The sequence below is a fragment of the Pseudomonas sp. R151218B TE3479 genome (assembly GCF_053629195.1).
The window spans coordinates 166,690-187,241 of sequence record NZ_JBRJHV010000001.1 but is presented as its reverse complement, the minus strand read 5'-3'; the positions used below and the strand labels follow the sequence as shown (position 1 = coordinate 187,241).

The 20,552-nt window shown below is 62.6% G+C and carries 18 protein-coding genes; 5 read left to right on the top strand and 13 right to left on the bottom strand.

The window, feature by feature from the left end:
* Positions 1-5 precede the first annotated feature (5 nt).
* From arfA to leuS, 4 genes are all read right to left on the bottom strand, one after another.
* On the bottom strand, positions 6-170 hold the full coding sequence (gene arfA / locus AB7M32_RS00875; protein WP_030140368.1) for an alternative ribosome rescue factor ArfA: 165 nt from the start codon (positions 168-170) through the stop codon (positions 6-8).
* A gap of 226 nt (positions 171-396) precedes the next feature.
* The gene (gene holA / locus AB7M32_RS00870; RefSeq protein WP_454248841.1) at positions 397-1,434 is read right to left on the bottom strand and encodes a DNA polymerase III subunit delta; all 1,038 of its coding nucleotides are present in this window, start codon (positions 1,432-1,434) and stop codon (positions 397-399) included.
* 39 nt (positions 1,435-1,473) lie between these two features.
* The gene (locus tag AB7M32_RS00865) at positions 1,474-2,079 is read right to left on the bottom strand and encodes an LPS-assembly lipoprotein LptE (RefSeq protein WP_454248840.1); all 606 of its coding nucleotides are present in this window, start codon (positions 2,077-2,079) and stop codon (positions 1,474-1,476) included.
* 90 nt (positions 2,080-2,169) lie between these two features.
* Positions 2,170-4,776, bottom strand: a complete 2,607-nt coding sequence (leuS, locus tag AB7M32_RS00860) for a leucine--tRNA ligase (protein ID WP_072411494.1) — start codon at positions 4,774-4,776, stop codon at positions 2,170-2,172.
* Positions 4,777-5,068: 292 nt separating this feature from the next.
* Here leuS and AB7M32_RS00855 point away from each other — a divergent pair, with 292 nt between their 5' ends.
* On the top strand, positions 5,069-5,389 hold the full coding sequence (locus tag AB7M32_RS00855; RefSeq protein ID WP_092205537.1) for a hypothetical protein: 321 nt from the start codon (positions 5,069-5,071) through the stop codon (positions 5,387-5,389).
* Between the two features lie 103 nt (positions 5,390-5,492).
* Positions 5,493-6,254, top strand: coding sequence for a YdcF family protein (locus AB7M32_RS00850; RefSeq protein WP_454248839.1), 762 nt, complete (start codon positions 5,493-5,495; stop codon positions 6,252-6,254).
* 141 nt (positions 6,255-6,395) lie between these two features.
* On the opposite strand, the gene lnt is transcribed toward AB7M32_RS00850, so the two are convergent.
* The 5 genes from lnt to miaB form a co-directional block, all read right to left on the bottom strand.
* Positions 6,396-7,919, bottom strand: coding sequence for an apolipoprotein N-acyltransferase (gene lnt / locus AB7M32_RS00845; protein WP_060740490.1), 1,524 nt, complete (start codon positions 7,917-7,919; stop codon positions 6,396-6,398).
* A gap of 27 nt (positions 7,920-7,946) precedes the next feature.
* A complete protein-coding gene (locus AB7M32_RS00840) occupies positions 7,947-8,786 on the bottom strand; it encodes an HlyC/CorC family transporter (RefSeq protein ID WP_003205870.1) in 840 nt (279 codons plus the stop codon).
* Between the two features lie 39 nt (positions 8,787-8,825).
* Positions 8,826-9,284: an rRNA maturation RNase YbeY gene (ybeY, locus tag AB7M32_RS00835; protein ID WP_072411486.1), complete on the bottom strand. Its 459-nt coding sequence runs from the start codon at positions 9,282-9,284 to the stop codon at positions 8,826-8,828.
* Entirely contained in the window at positions 9,277-10,287 is a 1,011-nt protein-coding gene (locus tag AB7M32_RS00830; protein ID WP_025215632.1) for a PhoH family protein, read from the bottom strand. Before AB7M32_RS00830 ends, ybeY begins: the two co-directional genes overlap by 8 nt.
* A gap of 216 nt (positions 10,288-10,503) precedes the next feature.
* On the bottom strand, positions 10,504-11,832 hold the full coding sequence (gene miaB / locus AB7M32_RS00825) for a tRNA (N6-isopentenyl adenosine(37)-C2)-methylthiotransferase MiaB (protein WP_060740492.1): 1,329 nt from the start codon (positions 11,830-11,832) through the stop codon (positions 10,504-10,506).
* Positions 11,833-11,965: 133 nt separating this feature from the next.
* Between miaB and AB7M32_RS00820 the strand changes: the two genes are divergently transcribed.
* Positions 11,966-12,295, top strand: coding sequence for a DUF1820 family protein (locus AB7M32_RS00820; protein ID WP_003185742.1), 330 nt, complete (start codon positions 11,966-11,968; stop codon positions 12,293-12,295).
* A 139-nt stretch (positions 12,296-12,434) separates the two neighbouring features.
* Here the strand turns inward: AB7M32_RS00820 and AB7M32_RS00815 are convergent, their stop codons facing one another.
* The 4 genes from AB7M32_RS00815 to AB7M32_RS00800 all read right to left on the bottom strand — a co-directional run bounded on the left by AB7M32_RS00815 (position 12,435) and on the right by AB7M32_RS00800 (position 15,960).
* Positions 12,435-12,989, bottom strand: a complete 555-nt coding sequence (locus tag AB7M32_RS00815) for a tetratricopeptide repeat protein (protein WP_072411482.1) — start codon at positions 12,987-12,989, stop codon at positions 12,435-12,437.
* A gap of 217 nt (positions 12,990-13,206) precedes the next feature.
* On the bottom strand, positions 13,207-14,490 hold the full coding sequence (gene hemL / locus AB7M32_RS00810; protein WP_454248838.1) for a glutamate-1-semialdehyde 2,1-aminomutase: 1,284 nt from the start codon (positions 14,488-14,490) through the stop codon (positions 13,207-13,209).
* Between the two features lie 28 nt (positions 14,491-14,518).
* Positions 14,519-15,145, bottom strand: a complete 627-nt coding sequence (gene thiE, locus AB7M32_RS00805) for a thiamine phosphate synthase (RefSeq protein ID WP_072411480.1) — start codon at positions 15,143-15,145, stop codon at positions 14,519-14,521.
* 17 nt (positions 15,146-15,162) lie between these two features.
* Positions 15,163-15,960: a hydroxymethylpyrimidine/phosphomethylpyrimidine kinase gene (locus tag AB7M32_RS00800; RefSeq protein WP_072411478.1), complete on the bottom strand. Its 798-nt coding sequence runs from the start codon at positions 15,958-15,960 to the stop codon at positions 15,163-15,165.
* A gap of 418 nt (positions 15,961-16,378) precedes the next feature.
* On the opposite strand from AB7M32_RS00800, the gene AB7M32_RS00795 reads away from it, so the two are divergent.
* On the top strand, positions 16,379-18,763 hold the full coding sequence (locus AB7M32_RS00795) for a 7TM diverse intracellular signaling domain-containing protein (RefSeq protein ID WP_454248837.1): 2,385 nt from the start codon (positions 16,379-16,381) through the stop codon (positions 18,761-18,763).
* Between the two features lie 71 nt (positions 18,764-18,834).
* A complete protein-coding gene (locus AB7M32_RS00790) occupies positions 18,835-20,484 on the top strand; it encodes an acyl-CoA dehydrogenase family protein (protein ID WP_454248836.1) in 1,650 nt (549 codons plus the stop codon).
* Positions 20,485-20,552: the final 68 nt, after the last annotated feature.

Sequence of the window (20,552 nt, the reverse complement as noted above, 5' to 3'; positions counted from 1 at the left end):
GTGTTTCAAGCGGCCAGAAAGCAAGAAGCCTCCCAGTTGTCAGACTGGAAGGCTTCGCGGCGGTAGCTGCCTTTGCCCTTGGCGGGTCGTTCCTGGCGGCTGCGGAACAGGGGTTGGGCGACGATGGACTTGGCCTTGTTGGGGCCATGCCTGGATGGCTTTTTGCTCATGATGGGATCTCTCGTGGGGTGGTTTTGCGGGGCAAATCATGGGACAGAGTTGGGGGGCTGTCCAGTCCCTTCATGCAAGAGAAATTGTCGCCTGAAATAACGCTTTCGTGGCGAGGGAGCTTGCTCCCGCTGGGCTGCGAAGCAGACCCAAAAAACAGGGCCGCTTCGCGCCCCAGCGGGAGCAAGCTCCCTCGCCACAAAAAGCCCTCTGGCTTGAAGAGTGTGTTTACTCGGCAGGCAACGTCAGCCGCTGACCGGCCATCAACAACGACAACCGACTGAGGCTCATCCACGGCGAGCCGGCGGCCTGGCCCTTGATCTGCGCGTCGATGCGTTGGGCCTCGAGCAGCAATTGCGCCCAGCGCGGAGCGGAATAGCGTTGCAGGGCCTTGCTCATCAGGGGTTTGCGCTTGTCCCAGACGGGCGGGCGGGCCTGGCTGAAGGCCTTGTCCAGCGGTACGCCCTGGCTGTATTGCAGGGACAGGTTGGCCAGCAGGCGCAACTCCCTGGCCAGGGCCCAGAGGATCACCGGCGGCTCGACGCCTTCGCCACGCAGGCCTTCGAGCATACGCAGGGCATGGGCGGCCTCACCGTTGAGGATCGCATCGGTCAGGCCGAAGACATCGAAGCGTGCACTGTCGGCCACGGCAGCCTGCACCGTTTCTACGGTGATCTGCCCGCCTTCGGCCATCAGCTTGAGCTTTTCGATTTCCTGGGCGGCGGCCAGCAGGTTGCCTTCGACCCGGGCGGCTATCAGTTCCACCGCGTCCTGGCTGGCCGAGAGGCCGGCCTGGGACAGCCGTTGGCGGATCCAGCTGGGCAACTGGCTGACGTCCACCGGCCAGATCTGCACGAACTGGGTCTGCTGGCCTTCGACCAAGGCCTTGCCCCATTTGGTCTTCTGCGCGCTGCCGTCGAGTTTCGGCAGGCTGATGAGCAGCACCGTGTCCTCGGCCGGGCGTGAGCAATATTCGATCAGCGCAGCGGCGCCCTTGTCCCCGGGTTTGCCGGAGGGCAAGCGCAGTTCCAGCAGGCGTTTTTCGGCGAACAACGACATGCTCGCCCCGGCCTGCAGCAGCGTGCCCCAGTCGAAACTGGCGTCGGCCGCGAAGACCTGGCGCTCGTCGAAACCTTGCTGGCGTGCGGCAGTGCGGATGGCGTCGGCGGCCTCCTGGCACAGCAGCGGGTCATCGCCACTGATGATGTAGACCGGCGCGAGGGCGCCTTGCAGGTGTTTGCCGAGTTGGGCGGGAGCGAGCTTCATAAGAGAAAGCGAGCGGGGCGCCGGAGCGCCCCGCAAGGCTTATTCAGCCGGGATTTGCATCGGCGACTGTTGCGGGGTTTCCGCTTCAGCCTTGCGCGCCGCTTCCAGGGCTTCGGCCTCGGCTTTGGCCTTGGCGTCGGCGGTCTGTTGCAGCTGGTCCAGTTGGGCCGGGCTCAGCTGTTGCAGGCGCAGCATCATGCGTTGCACGAGGTCACGACGCATTTCGTCGCGCACTTCGCTCGACTCCTGGTCGGAACCGGTGATGTTGTTGCCATCATGCAGGTAGACCTTCTGCACTTGCAGTTTGTCGTCCAACAACACCAGATCGTTCTGGCCACGGATCTCATAGCTCAGCACGTTGTTCAGTTCGTACTCGGCCGACCGACCGGCACCGGCATAGCTCAGGCTGCGCTGGCTTTGCTGTTCCCGGGTCAGTACCAGCTTGTACGGCGCCCCGCCATAGACTTTCACACCGCTGTTTTCCAGGGTGTCGCGCAGCAACTTGACGGTGTCGCCATAGGCGTCACGTGCGCTGAGGTCCAGTTCCTTGATCGCCAGCTCGGTGGTGCCGGTGCCGCGCAGTTGGAAGCCGCAGGCGCTCAACAGGACCGCCAGGCCCACTACCAGCAGATTACGTTTGATCATCTTGTTGCTCCCCTTGAACCCTATGGGGGTCGACCAGGCGACCCCGCAGGTTGTATTCGGCGCCAGGCTTGAGCCTCGCGCCCGATCCAATTAGCTTGCGACGATGTTGACCAGCTTGCCGGGCACGACGATCACTTTGCGAATCGTCAGGCCATCGACAAAGCGCAGCACGTTCTCATTGGCCCGCGCAGCGGCTTCGACTTCTTCACGTGTGGCGGCGGCCGGCATTTCGATCTGGCCGCGCAGTTTGCCGTTGACCTGGATGACCAGGGTCAGGCTGTCCTGCACCAGCGCGGTTTCGTCCACCACCGGCCAGCGAGCGTCAATCACCGGGTCGGCGTGACCCAGTTGATTCCACAGCTCGTGGCTGATGTGCGGGGTGATCGGCGCCAGCAGCAGTGTCACGGCTTCCAGGCCTTCGTGAATCAGCGCGCGATCCTGCTCTGTGCCTTGCGCGGCTTTTTCCAGCACGTTCATCAGCGTCATCACCTGGGCGATGGCAGTGTTGAATTTGTGGTTCTGGCCGACGTCATGGCTGGCCTGCTTGATGGCCAGGTGAATCGAGCGACGAACGGCTTTCTGCTCGTCGTTCAGACCGGCGACGTCCAGTTTGCCCGGCAGGCCCTGGGTGACGTGGGCTTGGGCCAGGCGCCAGACGCGCTTGAGGAAGCGGTGCGAGCCCTCGACACCCGAGTCGGACCATTCCGCGCTCATGTCAGGTGGCGAGGCGAACATCATGAACAGGCGGCAGGTGTCCGCGCCGAACTGGTCGATCATCGACTGTGGGTCGACGCCGTTGTTCTTCGACTTGGCCATTTTCTCGGTGCCGCCGATTTCCACCGGCAGGCCGTCGGCGATCAGCTTGGCGCTGATGACCTTGGCCTTGCTGTCGCGTTCGAGCTCGACGTCGCTCGGGTTGAACCAGGTGTAGGCACCGTTGGCTTCGCGACGATAGTAAGTCTCGGCGATCACCATGCCTTGGGTCAGCAGGTTCTTGAACGGCTCGTTGGAGCTCACCAGGCCTTCGTCACGCATCAGCTTGTGGAAGAAGCGTGCGTAGAGCAGGTGGAGAATGGCGTGTTCGATGCCGCCGATGTACTGGTCCACCGGCAACCAGTGGTCGGCCGCGGATTTTTCCACCAGGCCGCCTTCATAGTGCGGCGAAGCGTAGCGCGCGTAATACCAGGAGGACTCGACGAAGGTGTCCATGGTGTCGGTTTCACGCTTGGCCGGTGCGCCGCATTTCGGGCAACTGCACTCGTAGAACTCGGGCATGCGTGCCAGGGGCGAGCCGGCGCCGTCGGGCACGACGTCTTCCGGCAGGACCACCGGCAACTGGTCTTCCGGCACCGGTACGTCACCGCAGGTGTCGCAATGCACGATCGGGATCGGGCAGCCCCAGTAGCGCTGGCGGCTGATGCCCCAGTCCCGCAGGCGGAACTGGGTGCGCGAGGCGCCGAGGTTCTTCTTGATCAGGGCGACTTCGATGGCATCGAATGCACCCGCGAAGTCCAGGCCGTTGAACTCGCCGGAGTTGATCAGTTCGCCGTGTTCGCCATAGGCGTCCTGCCAAGGTGCGGGAGTCTGGTCGCCGGCGCTGGTGCGCACCACCGGTTTGACCGGCAGGTTGTACTTGTGGGCGAATTCGAAATCACGCTCGTCGTGGGCCGGCACGGCCATCACCGCGCCGTCGCCGTAGTGCATCAACACGTAGTTGGCGACCCACACCGGCAGCTTCTCGCCAGTGAGCGGGTGCTCGACGAACAACGACGTTGCCAGGCCTTTCTTCTCTTGAGTGGCGACATCGGCTTCGGCGACGCTGCCGCCCTTGCATTCGGCGATGAATGCCTGCAGCTCGGGGTTGTTCTGTGCCGCCAGGGTGGCCAGCGGATGCTCGGCGGCCACGGCCACATAGGTGGCGCCCATCAGCGTGTCCGGACGGGTGGTGAAGACTTTCAGGGTGCCGGCTTCGCCAATGGAGGCGACGTCATACGGGAACTGCACTTCCATGCCCCGGGACTTGCCGATCCAGTTGCGCTGCATGGTCTTGACCTGCTCGGGCCAACCGGTCAGCTCGTCGAGACTCTCCAGGAGTTCATCCGCGTAGGCGGTGATCTTGAAGTAGTACATCGGGATCTCGCGCTTTTCGATTAGCGCGCCGGAGCGCCAGCCGCGGCCGTCGATCACTTGTTCGTTGGCCAGTACGGTCTGGTCCACCGGGTCCCAGTTCACGGTGCCGTTCTTGCGGTAGATCACGCCTTTTTCGAACAGGCGCGTGAACAGCCATTGTTCCCAGCGGTAGTAGTCCGGCTTGCAGGTGGTCACTTCGCGGGACCAGTCCACCGCCAGGCCCAGGCTGCGCAGCTGGGTCTTCATGTAGGCGATGTTTTCGTAGGTCCACTTGGCGGGGGCCACGTTGTTCTTCATCGCGGCGTTTTCCGCCGGCATGCCGAAGGCGTCCCAACCCATGGGTTGCAGGACGTTCTTGCCTTGCATGCGCTGGTAGCGGGAAATCACGTCGCCGATGGTGTAGTTGCGCACGTGCCCCATGTGTAGCTTGCCGCTGGGGTAAGGGAACATCGACAGGCAGTAGTAAGTCTCCTTGCCTGGCTGTTCACTGACTTCAAAGGACTTTTGCTCGTCCCAGAACGACTGGGCGGCGGCTTCGATTTCACGGGGCTGGTAGTGTTCGTGCATGGCTACTTTTGTACTGAATGGGGTGGCCCAATCCTCTTCGTGGCCATACTGGACGCAGACGACGCCGAATGCGGCGTTTTCGATGCCCAGCCAAGCTGGAAGTGGAGTTACAGGAAGCGCCGTAGCATACATGACCGCGCTCTGCCGAGGGAAACCCTGATTGCGTGCTGGCCATCGACGACCGCTGGCGGGGACCCGTGTTCAGGGCCGTTGGTCGCGGCGCCCTGCCGGTTTGCCCAACGAAGCTAAGCTTCTCAATGGGGAGTGAGTCTTATCTTCAATGAGGTGAGGGATGGTTGAATCACAACGAAAAGTCGCTACACCTGAGTTGTATGAAAAACTGATCGATCGTCTTGGGGTGGCCCTGGACGCTGCAAGAACCGCCGGTCGCTTGCGTGATGAGCGTCCGGTAGAGCTGGAGCTGCGTGGCTTGAGCCCCGCAGAGTTCGAACTGGTCGAGGCTTACCTCGAACAGGCCGGACATCAACCCCCCGCCAGTGGGGCCCAGGTAATCAAGCGTCTCGATGCGCCCCGTTCGGCCAAGGTTGTATGGCTCAAGGACCGGACGCCTGACAAGGATGCTGTAAAGGTCCGGTCACTGCAGTTCAAGTAACGCCGGATTCACGCATGTCGCTTTTTTTGATTCAGGGTTTTTTCGAATCTGTTGTCGCTTTGCGTCAACCCACCTAGGCTTCGGGCATCTATGGAGATGCCCGATGCCGTTTCGCTATTTCATCAAACAACTGTTATTGCCGCCCGGCATTCTTTTGCTGTTGTTGGCGCTTGCCTGGTGGTGGCGCCATTCGCGGCCGCGCCTGGCTCGCCTGTGTTTCGCCGTGGGCCTGGGCGGCTTCTGGCTGATGAGCCTGCCGGTGGTGGTGCAGTGGGGCGCCAAGGCATTGGAGCGTGAACCGCCGCTGCTGCGCAGTGAATGGGCGACCCTGGCCCAGCGTGCCGACGCCATCGTGGTGCTGGGTTCCGGTCGCGAGCGCGGTGACCTGGCCTGGGGTTCCGACCAACCCACCGGCGTCGGCCTCGAACGCCAGCGTTATGCGGCGCGACTGGCCAAGGCTTCGGGCTTGCCCGTGCTGACGACCGGCGGCTTGCACTATGGCACTCCGCCCAGTGAAGCGAAGTTGATGGCCGATTCGATGCGGGACGACTTCGGCGTCACCGTGCGCTGGCAGGAAGAGCGCAGCCGCACGACCTGGGAAAACGCCCAGATGAGCGCCGAGATTTTGCTGCCGGCAGGCATCAAGCGGGTCGTGGTGGTGACCCAGGCATGGCACATGCCGCGGGCGGTCTGGAGTTTCGAGCGGTCAGGATTTGAAGTGGTGCCGGCGCCTGTCGGCTTCCTGGGCCCGGACAACGCCCGGCCACTGGGTGGCTGGATGCCGGAGTTCAAGTCGATCTGGCAGTCCGGGCAGTTGATGAATGAGGCGGTGGGGTTGTTGGGGTATTTGGTGTTTTATCGCTGAGCATACGAAATGTGTGGGCTGAACATAGTTGTGGCGAGGGAGCTTGCTCCCGCTGGGCTGCGCAGCGGCCCCAAAATTTCTGGGAGCGCTTCGCACTCCAGCGGGAGCAAGCTCCCTCGCCACAAGTGCTTCCTAAAGGCTTTAGACCGTCTTGGCCATCCGGCTCGCCACCAATGCCCAGCCCAGCAGCAATACGCACAAAATGATCAGCGGCCATGAGCGCCATTGCAGGTACGGCGTCAGGTTGTGCATCGGCACCACTTCGCCATACAGGATGCCACGCTCGAATTGCGGGATCTGTGCGGTGATCTGGCCGAAGGGGTTGATCAGGCCGGTCACGCCGTTGTTGGTGGCGCGGATCATCCAGCGGCCGGCTTCCAGGGCGCGCATCTGGGCCATTTGCAGGTGTTGCAGCGGGCCGATCGAGGTGCCGAACCAGGTATCGTTGCTGATGGTCAGCAGCAGGTCGCTGCGCGCCGAGAGGCTGGCGGCGAATTCCGGGTAGACCACTTCATAGCAGATGAACGGAGCGATCTGGTAACCCTTGGCTTGCAGCAACGGCTGGTCGGCTGGGCCCCGGGCGAAGTCCGACATGGGCAGGTCGAAGAAGGCGATCAGGCCGCGCAGGATGTCCTGTAGCGGTACGTATTCGCCAAACGGCACGAGTTTTTGCTTCAGGTAGGTACCGTCACCTTCGCCGGTCACGGTGATGCCGTTGTAGTAACGCTTCTCGTGATGCACCAATTGCCGAATCGGCACGCCGGTAATCAACGCCGACTGCCGCTCGGCGGCGAAGTTGCCCATCATGTCCAGGTAGCCCTGGGCGGACTCCTTGAGCACCGGCACCGCGGTTTCCGGCCAGATCAGCAGGTCGACGCGCTTGGAGGCGAAGCTCATGTCGCGGTACAGCGCCAACTGCGCATTGAGCTGCTCGGGGTCCCACTTCATGCTTTGTTCGATGTTGCCCTGGATCGCCGCGACGCTCAGCGGGTCGCCCGAGGGGCTGGTCCAGGCATGCCCCTTGAGGGCCATGCCGGCTACCCACGGGCCGATCAACAGCAGCACCCCCGCGGCAATAAAACCTTTGCGTGCGCCGCGAATCAGCCGCGGCGCGTTGTACAGCAGCGCCGCGGTCAGGGCCAGGGTGAAGGAGATCAGCCACATCCCGCCCAGCGGCGCGAGGCCGGCCAGGGGACCGTCGAGCTGGCTGTAACCGGAGTACAGCCACGGGAACCCGGTGAGGAACCAGCCGCGGAAGGCTTCCTGGCCCAACCACAGCGCGGCGAACGCCAGGGCATCGGCCAAGGGCGCCTCGTTGCGGCGCAGCCAGCGCGCCCACAGCCAGGCGGGCAGGGCGAAGAACCAGGCGATGGCGGCGATGAACAGCAGCATCAACAGCCCGGCGAGCAGCACCGAGGCGCCGCCGAAGTTATGAATGCTGACGTAGATCCAACTGGTGCCGGCGCCAAACAGGCCAAAACCGAAACACCAGCCACGGCCCAGGGCCTGGCGTGGCGAAAGCTCGCGCAGTCCGGCATAGAACAAGCCGACCGCCAGCAATGCCAGCGGCCAGAGGTCGAACGGCGCCAGGGCCAGGGTGGTGATCGCACCGGCCGCCACGGCCAGCAGGTTACCGGGCCAGCCGGGGCGGGTTATCCAGCGCATGTATATCCTTAGCGGGTCTCGCAGGGGTTATCGGCCAATGGGTGACAGGCGCAGCAGGTGAATCCGGCGGCTGTCGGCATTGAGGATGCGGAAGCGCCAGGAGCCGATTTCCGTGGTTTCGTTGCGCTTGGGCAGGTGCCCGAAAGCACTCATCACCAGGCCGCCGACGGTGTCGAACTCATCGTCGGAGAATTGGCTGTCGAAGAATTCGTTGAAGTTCTCGATCGGCGTCAGGGCCTTGATCAGGAAGTCACCGCTGGGCAGCGGCTTGATGTAGCTGTCTTCCTCGACATCGTGCTCGTCCTCGATGTCGCCGACGATCTGCTCGAGCACGTCTTCGATGGTGACCAGGCCGGCCACGCCGCCGTATTCGTCGATGACGATGGCCATGTGGTTGTGGTTGGCGCGGAATTCCCGCAGCAGCACGTTCAGGCGCTTGGACTCGGGCACGAAGGTGGCCGGACGCAGCAGGTCCTTGATGTTGAAGCTGTCGCCGTTCTCCTGAAGGATCAGCGGCAGCAGGTCCTTGGCCAGCAGCACGCCCATGACGTCGTCATGGCTCTCGCCAACGACCGGGTAGCGCGAGTGGGCGGAGTCGACCACGGCGGGCAGGAATTCACGCGGGGTCTGGGTCGCCTTGATGCTGACCATTTGCGAGCGCGGGACCATGATGTCCCGCACTTGCAGGTCAGCGACCTGGATGGCGCCTTCGACGATGGCCAGCGCTTCGCTGTCCAGCAGTTTGTTCTGGTGTGCATCGCGCAGCAGCTCCAGCAGCTCCTGGCGGTTTTTCGGCTCATGGGCAAAAGCCTGGGTGAGCTTGCCCAGCCATGACTTCTGCCCGTTGCTCGATCGATCTTCGCTCATAGCGATTACTCTGAATCCTTTGTCGTTACAGTTGATGTATCAGTGTTCGTCGCCGGCGTAGGGGTCGGGATGACCCAGCTCTGCAAGCAACGTCCGTTCCAGTGCTTCCATTTCTTCGGCTTCGTCATCTTCTATATGGTCGTAACCCAGTAGATGCAAGCAGCCGTGAATCACCAGATGGGCCCAGTGGGCTTCAGGGGTTTTATCTTGTTCCGCCGCTTCACGCTCCACCACCGGGACGCAGATCACCAGGTCGCCCAGCAGCGGGATGTCGAGCAACTCGTCGGGAACGTCGGCGGGGAACGACAGCACGTTGGTGGCGTAGTCCTTCTGCCGCCAGGTGTGGTTCAGCTCGCGGCCTTCGGGCTCGTCCACCAGGCGGATCGTCAGCTCCGAGTCGGCGCTGCGCTGGCGCAGGGCCAGTTCGCACCATTGGCGGAACTGGGCCTCGCTGGGGGCGGCGTGTTCGCTGGCCACTTGCAGGTCGAGTTCAAGCATTGTGGCGATTGCCTTTGCCTTCGGGCGCGTCATCGGCCTCGCGATTCTCGAAGCGCTCGTAGGCTTCGACAATGCGTTGTACCAACGGATGGCGCACGACGTCCTTGGGCATGAAGTGCGTGAAGCTGATGCCTGGCACGTCCTTGAGGACCTGGATCACATGGTTCAGCCCGGATTTGGTGCCTTTAGGCAGGTCGACCTGGGTGATGTCCCCGGTGATGACGGCGGTGGAGCCGAAGCCGATCCGGGTCAGGAACATTTTCATTTGCTCGACCGTGGTGTTCTGGCTTTCGTCGAGGATGATGAAGCTGTTGTTCAGGGTGCGACCGCGCATGTAGGCCAGCGGCGCGACCTCGATGACCTGGCGCTCGATCAGCTTGGCGACGTATTCGAAGCCGAGCATTTCATACAGCGCGTCATAGAGCGGGCGCAGGTACGGGTCGATCTTCTGGGCCAGGTCGCCGGGCAGGAAACCGAGCTTTTCACCCGCTTCGACCGCCGGTCGCACCAGCAGGATGCGCCGCACCTGTTCGCGCTCTAGCGCATCGACGGCGCAGGCCACGGCCAGGTAGGTCTTGCCGGTACCGGCCGGGCCGATGCCGAAGTTGATGTCGTTGCCCAGGATTTCCTTCACGTAGCGCTGCTGATTCAAGCCGCGAGGGCGAATCATGCCTTTTTTCGTGCGCAGGGCCACGGCAGGTTCCGACGGGGCGTGGTTGTCGAGTTCTTCGACAGCCGACTCCTGCAGGAACAGGTGGACCGTATCCGGCGACAGCTCGCTCCCCTTGGTTTCCCGGTAGAGACGGCGCAGCAGGTTTTCCGCAGAGGTGGTGTGCTTGGGTTCGCCGATCAGCTCGAACTGGTTTCCGCGGTTGCGGATCTCGATGGCCAGGCGCTGTTCGATCAAGCGCAGGTGCTCGTCGAATTGCCCGCACAGATTGGCGAAGCGGCGAGCCTCAAAGGGCTCGAGAATAAAGCGATGTGGTTCGATGGGTGCGTTCAAGGTCGTTTTTAGCCGCCCAGGGGCAATTAAGGTGAAATCAAGGATAACGCCAGTAGGCTGGGTGCGAAAGCTCTTAAACAGGCGAATCCGATCACAAGGCTTGGCACGATTCACTGTGGGAGCGAGCTTGCTCGCGATGAGGGGCTCACATTCAACATGAGTATTGACTGTCATGCCGCTATCGCGAGCAAGCTCGCTCCCACAGGAAGTACGGGGTTACTGGATCAGCGAACCGCGCAGGGAGTGCGGTTGCGCGGCGTCGATGTGCACATCGGCGAACTGGCCGATCAGGGCCGGGGTGTCGCAACGGAAATTGACGATGCGGTTGTTTTCGGTACGCCCTTGCAGCTCGCCGGGGTCTTTTTTCGAATAATCGGTCACCAGAATCCGCTGGACGGAACCGACCATTTGTCGGCTGATCTCGAAACCTTGCTGGTTGAGGCGATGCTGCAAGGCGTTGAGCCGTTCTTTTTTCAGTTCTTCCGGGGTGTCGTCCGCCAGGTCGGCCGCCGGGGTTCCAGGGCGCTGGCTGTAGACGAAGGAATAGGAGAAGTCGAAGCCCACATCTTCGATCAACTTCATGGTCTGCTGGAAGTCTTTCTCGGTTTCGCCGGGGAAACCGACGATAAAGTCCGAACTGATGCAGATGCCCGGCACTGCCGCGCGCAACTTGCGCAGCTTGGATTTGTACTCCAGCGCCGTGTGGTTGCGCTTCATGGCCGCGAGGATCCGGTCGGAACCCGATTGCACCGGCAAATGCAGGTGCTTGACCAGCTCGGGAACCTCGGCGTGGGCCTGGATCAGGCTGTCGGAGAACTCCAGCGGATGGGACGTGGTGTAGCGGATGCGGTCGATACCGTCCACCGCCGCCACCACGCGGATCAGCTCGGCGAGGTCCGCCAGGCGCCCGTCATGGGTCAGTCCGCGATAGCCGTTGACGTTCTGCCCCAGCAGGGTCACTTCGCGCACGCCGTTTTCCGCCAGATGGATGATCTCGGCGATCACGTCGTCGAACGGTCGGCTGACTTCCTCACCGCGGGTATAGGGCACCACGCAGAACGTGCAGTACTTGCTGCAGCCTTCCATCACCGACACATAGGCGCTTGGGCCGTCGATGCGCGGTTCGGGCAGGTGGTCGAATTTTTCGATTTCCGGAAACGAGACATCCACTTGCGGCAGCTTGGTCGCGCGCGCGGCGTCGATCATCTCCGGCAGACGGTGCAAGGTCTGCGGGCCGAAGACCACGTCCACGTACGGGGCACGATCACGAATGGCCGCGCCTTCCTGGCTGGCCACGCAACCGCCCACGGCGATGACCATTTCCGGGTTGGCCAGCTTCAGCTCGCGCCAGCGGCCCAGTTGGGAATACACCCGGTCCTGGGCGCGCTCGCGGATCGAGCAGGTATTGAGCAGGATCACGTCCGCGTCTTCGGCGCGGGCGGTGACTTCCAGGGCCTGGTGTTCACCCAGCAGATCGACCATGCGCGAGCTGTCGTACTCGTTCATCTGGCAACCGTGGGTTTCGATGTAAAGCTTCTTGGCCATGGACGGAGTCATCACGTGATTCAAAGAACCGCGCATTATAGGGAACAAGTCCCGCGGTTCCTACCGCTGTGCGAGCAGTGGCTATGCTATAGTTCGCGCCCTCATTTTTACCCGCCGATGTGTTTCGCCAGCCATGACCAAACGTGAAGCTCCAATCTACAAGGTGATTTTCCTCAACCAGGGCCAGGTGTTCGAAATGTACGCCAAGCAGATCTATCAAAGCGATCTGTGGGGCTTCCTGGAAGTGGAAGAGTTCGTCTTTGGCGAGCGCACGCAAGTGGTCGTCGATCCGAGCGAAGAAAAGCTCAAGGCGCAGTTCGAAGGCGTGGTGCGCAGTTTCGTGCCGATGCATTCGATCGTGCGCATCGACGAAGTCGAACGTCTGGGCACGCCGAAAATCAGCGAAGCCCGCGGCGCGGTTGGCAATGTGATGCCGTTTCCGATGCCGATGCCTGAGAAGTAAGACTCAAGACCTAGGTGCTCCCAATCGCGAGCAAGCTCGCTCCCACACTGGATTGTCGATGCTCGCAAACTTGTGCGCACAGAGAACCCATGTGGGAGCGAGCTTGCTCGCGATGAGGCCATCAAGGCCGAAGCAATAGTCAGGGCAGCGGCGAAAAAGGCGTACGCCCATCGGCGTTCTGCAATTCCATCAGGTATTTGCGAAAGATCTGGCCCAGCACCTGGGTCGCCACTTCCAGCTCGTCGCGGGGCATCTGCTCGGCGACTTCGTCGGCGGTGTCCAGGGCATCTTCGGCGCCGTTGACCGCAGCCATCTTCAAGACGATGTAGGCCTGGACGTTGTTGGCCGGCACGCCTTCGCCATGGAAGAACATGCCGCCGAGCTTGAATTGCGCCTGGGCATGGCCTTGCAGCGAGGCTTTTTCGAAGTAGTTGAGGGCCTGCTTGAGGTCGCGGGGTGCAGCCTTGCCTTCGTAGTAGAACTCGCCCAACTCGTATTGCGCTTGTGCATCACCTGCGTCCGCCGCTTTTTGACAGGCGTCGAGTGCCGGTGCGAGATCTTGTGGCTGGGTATTGAGCGTGCAACGGCCCAGCGCCGGGATCAACAACGAGTTGCCGCCTGCCTGTGCATTCGCCAGCAGCGGCTGAAGGAGCAACAGGCAGCCCAAGGCAAGGGTGCGGCCGGTGCGGTTCATGGGAATCGACTTACCTCTGAGGGGCGCGCGGACCCTCCGGGGGATCCAATAAGCGCGCATTATGAAATAAGCAGGGCCATCCTTACAAAGTCTTTACTCGTTTTTCTGCTGCACGGGAATGCTAATAGCAGCTTCAGGCATAAATACGTAGGAAAAGGGCGGGAGGTTGTCAGCAATCACTGACGCCAGCTTCAGCCAGCGTCAGTTATCCACAGGCTTACTTCAGTGCCGCGAAGGCCCGTTCGGCAGCATCGAGGGTGATCTTCAGCTCGGTCTCGCCATGGGCGATGGAGGTGAAGCCGGCTTCGAATGCACTCGGGGCCAGGTACACGCCGCCGTCGAGCATCAGGTGGAAGAAGCGCTTGAACCGGTCGGCATCGCTGGCCATGACGTCTTCGAAGGTGACGATGTCATCGGCGCCACTGAAGTACAGGCCAAACATGCCGCCGGCCTGGGTGGTCACGAAGGGGATACCCGCCGCATCGGCGCGGATCTGCAGGCCGTCGAGCAGGCGAGTGGTGTAGTCGGTCAGTTCGGCGTGGAAGCCCGGGCGGCTGATCAGGCGCAGGGTGGTCAGGCCGGCGGCCATGGCCAGCGGGTTGCCCGACAGCGTGCCGGCCTGGTAAACCGGGCCCAGCGGCGCGATGCATTCCATGATGGCGCGCTTGCCGCCGAAACAGCCGACCGGCATGCCGCCGCCGATGATCTTGCCGAAGGTGCTCAGGTCCGGCGTGACGCCGTAATGGGCCTGGGCGCCGCCGAGGGCCACGCGGAAGCCGGTCATCACTTCATCGAAAATCAACACCACGCCATGCTGGTCGCACAGGCTGCGCAGGCCTTCGAGGAAACCCGGCGCCGGCGGCACGCAGTTCATGTTGCCGGCCACCGGCTCGACAATGATGCATGCCACTTCCTGGCCGACTTCGGCGAGCATCTTCTCGACTTCTTCAAGGTCGTTGAACGGCAGGGTCAGGGTGTGTTTGGCGAACGCTGCCGGCACGCCGGCCGAGCTCGGCACGCCCTGGGTCAGTGCGCCGGAGCCGGCCTTGACCAGCAGGCTGTCGGAGTGACCGTGGTAGCAGCCTTCGAACTTGATGATGCTGTCGCGACCGGTGTAGCCCCGCGCCAGGCGGATCGCACTCATGGTCGCCTCGGTACCGGAACTGACCATGCGCACCATTTCCATCGACGGCACGATCGAGCAGACCAGGTCGGCCATCTCGGTTTCCATCGCGGTCGGGGCGCCGTAGGACAGGCCGTGGACCAATTGCTTGCGCACCGCATCCAGCACGTCCGGATGGCTGTGGCCGAGGATCATCGGGCCCCAGGAGCCGACGTAGTCCACATAACGCTTGTCGTCTTCGTCGGTGACGTACGCGCCTTCGGCGTGCTTGAAGAACAGCGGGGTGCCGCCGACGCTCTTGAACGCACGAACAGGCGAGTTCACGCCGCCGGGGATGTGTTTCTGGGCGTTGGCAAACAGGGTTTCGGAACGGGACATGGTTGGGCTCTCGAAAACGAAAAATGGACTATTTGATCTGCAGCAGCGCGTTGAAGGCGCGGGCGCGGCGCGTCACTTCAGCGCTGCTGTCGGCGCCGAACAGGCCGTGGACCACCGCTAGCAGGTCGACCCCGTGGGCCACCAGCGGGGCGGCGTTCTCCAGGGTGATGCCGCCGATGGCGCACACCGGAATATGCAGTTTGATGCGCGCCTGTTCGAGCAGTTCAAGGTTTGCGCTGGGGGCGCCGGGCTTGGTGTTGGAGTTGAAAAAGCGCCCGAACGCGACATAACTGGCGCCTTCGCTGGCGGCCTGTTCGGCCAGGGCCAGGCTGGCGTGGCAGGTGGAGCCGACGATCGCCTTGTGCCCGAGCAGCGCCCGCACCGGCGCCAGCGGGCCATCGGTCTGGCCCAGGTGCACACCGACGCCCAGGCGCGCGGCCAGTTCGGCATCGTCATTGATGATCAACTGGGTCTTGTAGCGCTCGCACAGGTTGCGCAGGGCTTCGGCCTCTCGCAGGCGGCGGGCTTCGTCGCTGCTTTTGTCGCGGTATTGCAACAGGGTCACGCCACCTTCCAGCGCTGCTTCTACATAAGCGAGGAACTTGCCGGCCAGCAATTGGCTATCGGTGATGGCGTACAGGCCACGTAATTTCATTCCACAGGCCTCCGGTGCTACGAACAGAAATCCAGCGGCAGGCGACGCGGCACGAACTGGCCTTTGCCCAGTTGTTCGGCATCGCGCAAGGTGCGCCAGGTGTAATCCAGTGCTGTCTTGACGGCGCTGGCGAGTTGTTCGCCCTGGGCCAGCCGGCCGGCCAGGGCGCTGGCCAGGGTGCAGCCGGAACCATGGTAGCTGCCGGGCAAGCGCTGGCAGGTAAAGGTTTCACGGCCGCCATCGCGGCTGTACAAGCGATTATGGACTTCATGTTCGTCGCCGTGACCGCCGGTGATCAACAGGTGTTTGACGAAGGGCAACAGTTTTTCCGCACACTCGTCGGCGCTGCCCTCGGGCAGTTCGGCGAGGATGCGGGCTTCAGGCAGGTTGGGGGTGGCGATGATTGCCAGGGGCAGCAGGCGTTCGCGCATGGCGTAGCCGACCTCATCCTTGCCCAGGCGTCCGCCACCGCCGGCGCGCAGCACCGGGTCGCAGACCATAGGCAGATGGGGGTGGGCCTGGAGCAGTTCGACCACCGTGTCGACCATTTCCAGCGAGCCGAGCATCCCCAGCTTGACCGCCGCGACCGGCGAATCGTTGAGCACGGCATTGGCTTGCGCCAGCACCCACTCGCGATCGAGCACGCGGAAATCGCTGACGTTGACGGTGTCTTGCACGGTCAATGCGGTAACGGCCGGGGCGGCATGACAGCCCTGGGCGAGCAGGGCTTCGATATCTGCCTGCAAACCGGCGCCACCACTGGGATCGTGGCCGGAGAGGCAGAGGACAACGGGGCGAGAGCTGTAGATATTCATGGTGCGCGAGCTTACCACCAAACCCATTATCGGGCGCACGATCCTTGTAGGCGCTGTGTAGGAGCTGTCGAGCGGAGCGAGGCTGCGATCTTTCCATTGCCAATTGAATCGAGGAGTGAAAGATCAAGATCAAAAGATCGCAGGCTGCCCCAGCTCCTACACCCCCGCGGGAGCGAACTCCCTCGCCACATTTGTCCAGTCCGGATCCAACCTGACCAAAGCAACAGCTCTATCTCAATGCTTTGCTCTGAAACGCCCGTTCTAGAGCCTTCAGTAGGAAAGATTTCAATGGTGCAAATTGGCCATCAGCGGCTATGCTAGAGATGGATCCAACACATAACAGGTAATGCCGGTTTTACGTCTACTCAGGGAATGGGGGGCTTCCTGACTCAACCGGACAGGCCACGCTGGGGCTTCAATGCGCTATTTGCTGATGTTACTGCTGTGCTTGCCCCCTCTGGCAAGTGCCCTGGAATTCGATGAATTCACCCAAAGCCTGCCCTTGGGCCATGCCTTGCAAGTGTTCGAGGACGCGGGCGGCACGGCCACCCTGGATGAGGTCCTGGCCCAGTCCGCAGCGGGTGCTTTCAAGCCCCACGACAAAGCCACGCTGAACGCCGGTTACTCACGATCGGCCTTCTGGTTGAAAATCGACCTGCACTATCGCCCCGACAATCCGGACGCCCAGCGCACCTGGCTGCTGGAGCTGGCATACCCGCCGCTGGACCACCTCGACTTGTACCTGCCCGACGCGGCGGGGGCCTATCGCCTGGTTCGTCAGACCGGTGATGCGTTGCCGTTCGCCAGCCGCGAGATCCGCCAGAACAACTACCTGTTCAGCCTGGCGTTCAAACCCGAGCAACAACAGACCGTCTATTTGCGCCTGCAAAGCCAGGGTTCGATCCAGGCGCCGTTGACGCTGTGGTCGAGCACCGCGTACCTCGAGCAACAGCCGGTGCGCCTGTACGTGCTGGGCATCATCTATGGCGTGCTACTGGGGATGCTGGTGTACAACCTGTTCATCTACCTGAGCGTGCGCGATACCAGCTACCTCTATTACATCTTCTACATCGCCTCGTTCGGCCTGTACCAGTTGTCGGTCAATGGTGCCGCCGTGGAGTACTTCTGGCCGGACAACCCCTGGTGGGCCAACGCCGCGACGCCGTTCTTCATCGGCTGCGCGGGCCTGTTTGGCAGCCAGTTCGCCCGCAGCTTCCTGCAGACCGCCCAGCATGGCCGCTGGATGGACCGCATGCTGCTGGCACTGATCGGCTACAGTGCCGTGGTCATCGGCCTGTCGCTGATGACCAGCTACGCCCTGGCCCTGCGCCTGGCAACGGCGTTGGCGCTGGTGTTCACGGTGGCGATCTTTGCCGCGGGGTTGTTCGCCTGGTGGCGTGGCTTGCGGGTGGCGCGCTATTTCATCATTGCCTGGTCGGCGTTTCTGCTGGGGGGCATCATCAATACCTTGATGGTGCTGGGCTACCTGCCGAACGTCTTCCTGACCATGTACGCCAGCCAGATCGGCTCGGCCATCGAAGTCGCGCTGTTGTCCCTGGCCTTGGCCGACCGCATCAATGCCATGCGCGAACAGCAGGCCCAGACCTTGTTGGACGCCGGGCAGAAACTCGAAGTGCTCAACCAGCAACTGGCCCACGGCAACAAACTCAAGGACGAATTCCTCGCCACCTTGACCCACGAACTGCGCACGCCGATGAATGGCGTGATCGGTTCCCTGGAGTTGATGGAAACCGTCGAGATGGACGAGGAACTGACCCAGTATCAACAGACCGCCGCCGGATCGGCGCGGGACATGATGCGCATGGTCAATGGCATCCTCACCCTCACCGAGTTGCAGGCCGGCAAACTCAAGGTCTATCCGGCGCCGTTCAGCCTGCGTGGGGTGATCGATGCGCTGCAGGTGCAGTTCGGCGCCAATGCCGCGGCCAAGGGCCTGGATTTCAAGGTCGACGTGTCCCCGGGCCTGGCGGACCGGTTGATCGGCGACAGTGGCAAACTGGCCCAATGCCTGGAATGCTTGCTGGACAACGCGATCAAATTCACCCGGGTGGGCGGCCTGGCGCTGCGCGTCAGCGGGCGGCCGACAGAGCTCGATCGGCTGGTATTGTCCTTTGCCGTCATCGACACCGGGATCGGCTTTACCGATCTGGGGGAAGCGACCTTGTACCAGCGCTTCTTCCAGCTCGACGGCTCGATGACCCGCGAATATGGCGGTCTCGGCGTGGGCCTGGCTATCTGTCGGCAACTGGTGGAGCTGCTGGGCGGGCGCCTGACCCACACTTCCGAGCCCGGTCGCGGCAGTCGGTTCCAGGTGGACGTGGAGTTTGATGTGGCCTTGCCAGCGGCGGTCCCGACGCCGTTTTCCTTCGGTGGCCGCCAGGGCTCGCGCCAGCCCCAGGATTGCACGGTGCTGCTGGCGGATGACAACAACATCGATCAGTTGGTCATGCGTGGCATGTTGCTCAAGTTGGGTTATCGGGTGCGCACCGCCGACAGTGGCCGCGCGGCGCTGGATCTGCTGCACGGCGAGCGCTTTGACGCGGTGCTGCTCGATTGCCAGTCGCCGCCGCTGGACGGTGTGTCGGTCTGCTGCCAGATCCGTTCGTTGTCTGGCTGCGAAGAGTTGCCGGTACTGGTGGTCAGCCCGAACCTGGGGCAGGAGCACTGCCCCTCGGGCGCGCTGATCGACTACCTGAGCAAACCGGTTAAATTCGACGCATTGCAGGCAATGCTCCAGCGCCGGGTGCTTTGTCCGAGGCAGGGTGAAAGCGCCGATATTTAGGCGTATATGACACTTTGTTCGGCCTGGAGGCGGTGCTTAACTGACTCCCTGGCCGATCGAGGAGCCCTGTCATGAACCTGCACCAGTTCGCTGAAACCCACGACGTCACCAATCAGCCGCCGTCCTTGGATGGCGCCAACCTGTACCGTATCGACCTGCCGTTGCAGCAGTGGTCGCAGCGCTTTGGGGCTGGCTGGGCGCAGGCGCGGATTGATGCGTATGGGGCGCTGGCCGGCGGGCCGTTGATGGAAGCGGGCTTCCTGGCCAACCAGAACAAACCGGTTTTTTCCAGCCATGACCGCTACGGTCATCGCATCGACCTGGTGGAGTTCCATCCTGCTTATCATCAGTTGATGCGCACCGCCGTCGAGCATGGCCTGCCGAGTTTGCCTTGGTCCCATCCACAGCCCGGCGCCCATGTCGCCCGTGCGTCGATGACCTATCTGCACAGCCAGGCCGAAGCCGGTACGGGTTGCCCGTTGACCATGACCTTCGCCAGCGTGCCGGCGCTGCGCCTGCAACCGGATCTGGCCGAGCGCTGGTTGCCGAAGGTGCTCGCCACCGAGTACGACCCGCGCAACGTCGGCATGGCCCACAAGGCCGGGGTGACCCTGGGCATGGCGATGACCGAAAAACAGGGCGGCACCGATGTGCGGGCCAACACCACCAAGGCCTATCCGGTGGGTGCCAGCGGTCCGGGCCAGGCCTATGAGCTGATGGGGCACAAATGGTTCTGTTCGGCACCGATGTGCGACGCTTTCCTCACCTTGGCCCAGACCGACAAGGGCCTGAGCTGTTTCCTGCTGCCGCGCCATCGTCCCGACGACACGCGCAATCAGTTCTACATCCAGCGCTTGAAGAACAAGCTGGGTAACTGTTCCAACGCCTCCAGCGAAGTCGAATTCCGTGGCGCACTGGCCTGGATGGTCGGCGAAGAAGGGCGCGGCGTGCCGACGATCATCGAGATGGTGGCCATGACCCGCTTCGATTGCATGGTCGGCTCCAGCGCCCTGATGCGCCAGGCATTGACCCAGGCCAGTCATCACTGCGCGCACCGCAAGGTCGGTGGCAAGCTGTTGAGCGAACAGCCGCTGATGCAGAACGTCCTGGCTGACCTGGCGTTGGAAAGCGAGGCCGCCCTGGCCTTGAGCCTGCGCATGGGCCGGGCGTTGGACCATTTGAATGACGAGCATGAGGCCAAGTTCGCCCGGCTGGTGACGGCGGTGGGCAAGTACTGGATCTGCAAGCGTGCCCCCGCGATGATCAACGAAGCCGCCGAATGCATGGGCGGTGCCGGCTACGTCGAAGACAGCATCCTGCCGCGCCTGTACCGTGAAGCACCGGTCAACTCGACGTGGGAAGGCTCCGGCAACGTGCAATGCCTGGATGTGTTGCGCGCCCTGTCCAAGGAGCCAGGTGTGCTGGAGGTCTTGTTCAGCGAACTGGGCGACGGCCATGGCGACAAGCGCCTGGCCGGGCACATCCACCAATTGCGCACAGCCTTCAAGGACACCGATGACATCCAGTACCGCGCCCGGCAATTGACCGAAGACATCGCCGTGGGCCTGCAAGCCAAGCTGCTGCTGGAAGCGGGGAACAGTGAAGTCAGCGATGCTTTTATCGCCAGTCGCCTGGGTTCGACCGGCCGGGTGTACGGTGCCCTGCCTCGGGGCTTGAATGTCGAGGCCATCGTGGCGCGCTCCACCCCGCACGGTTTTTAGAAACAACACATACCCCTGTGGGAGCGAGCTTGCTCGCGATGGCGTCGGTACATCCAACCTCTATGGTG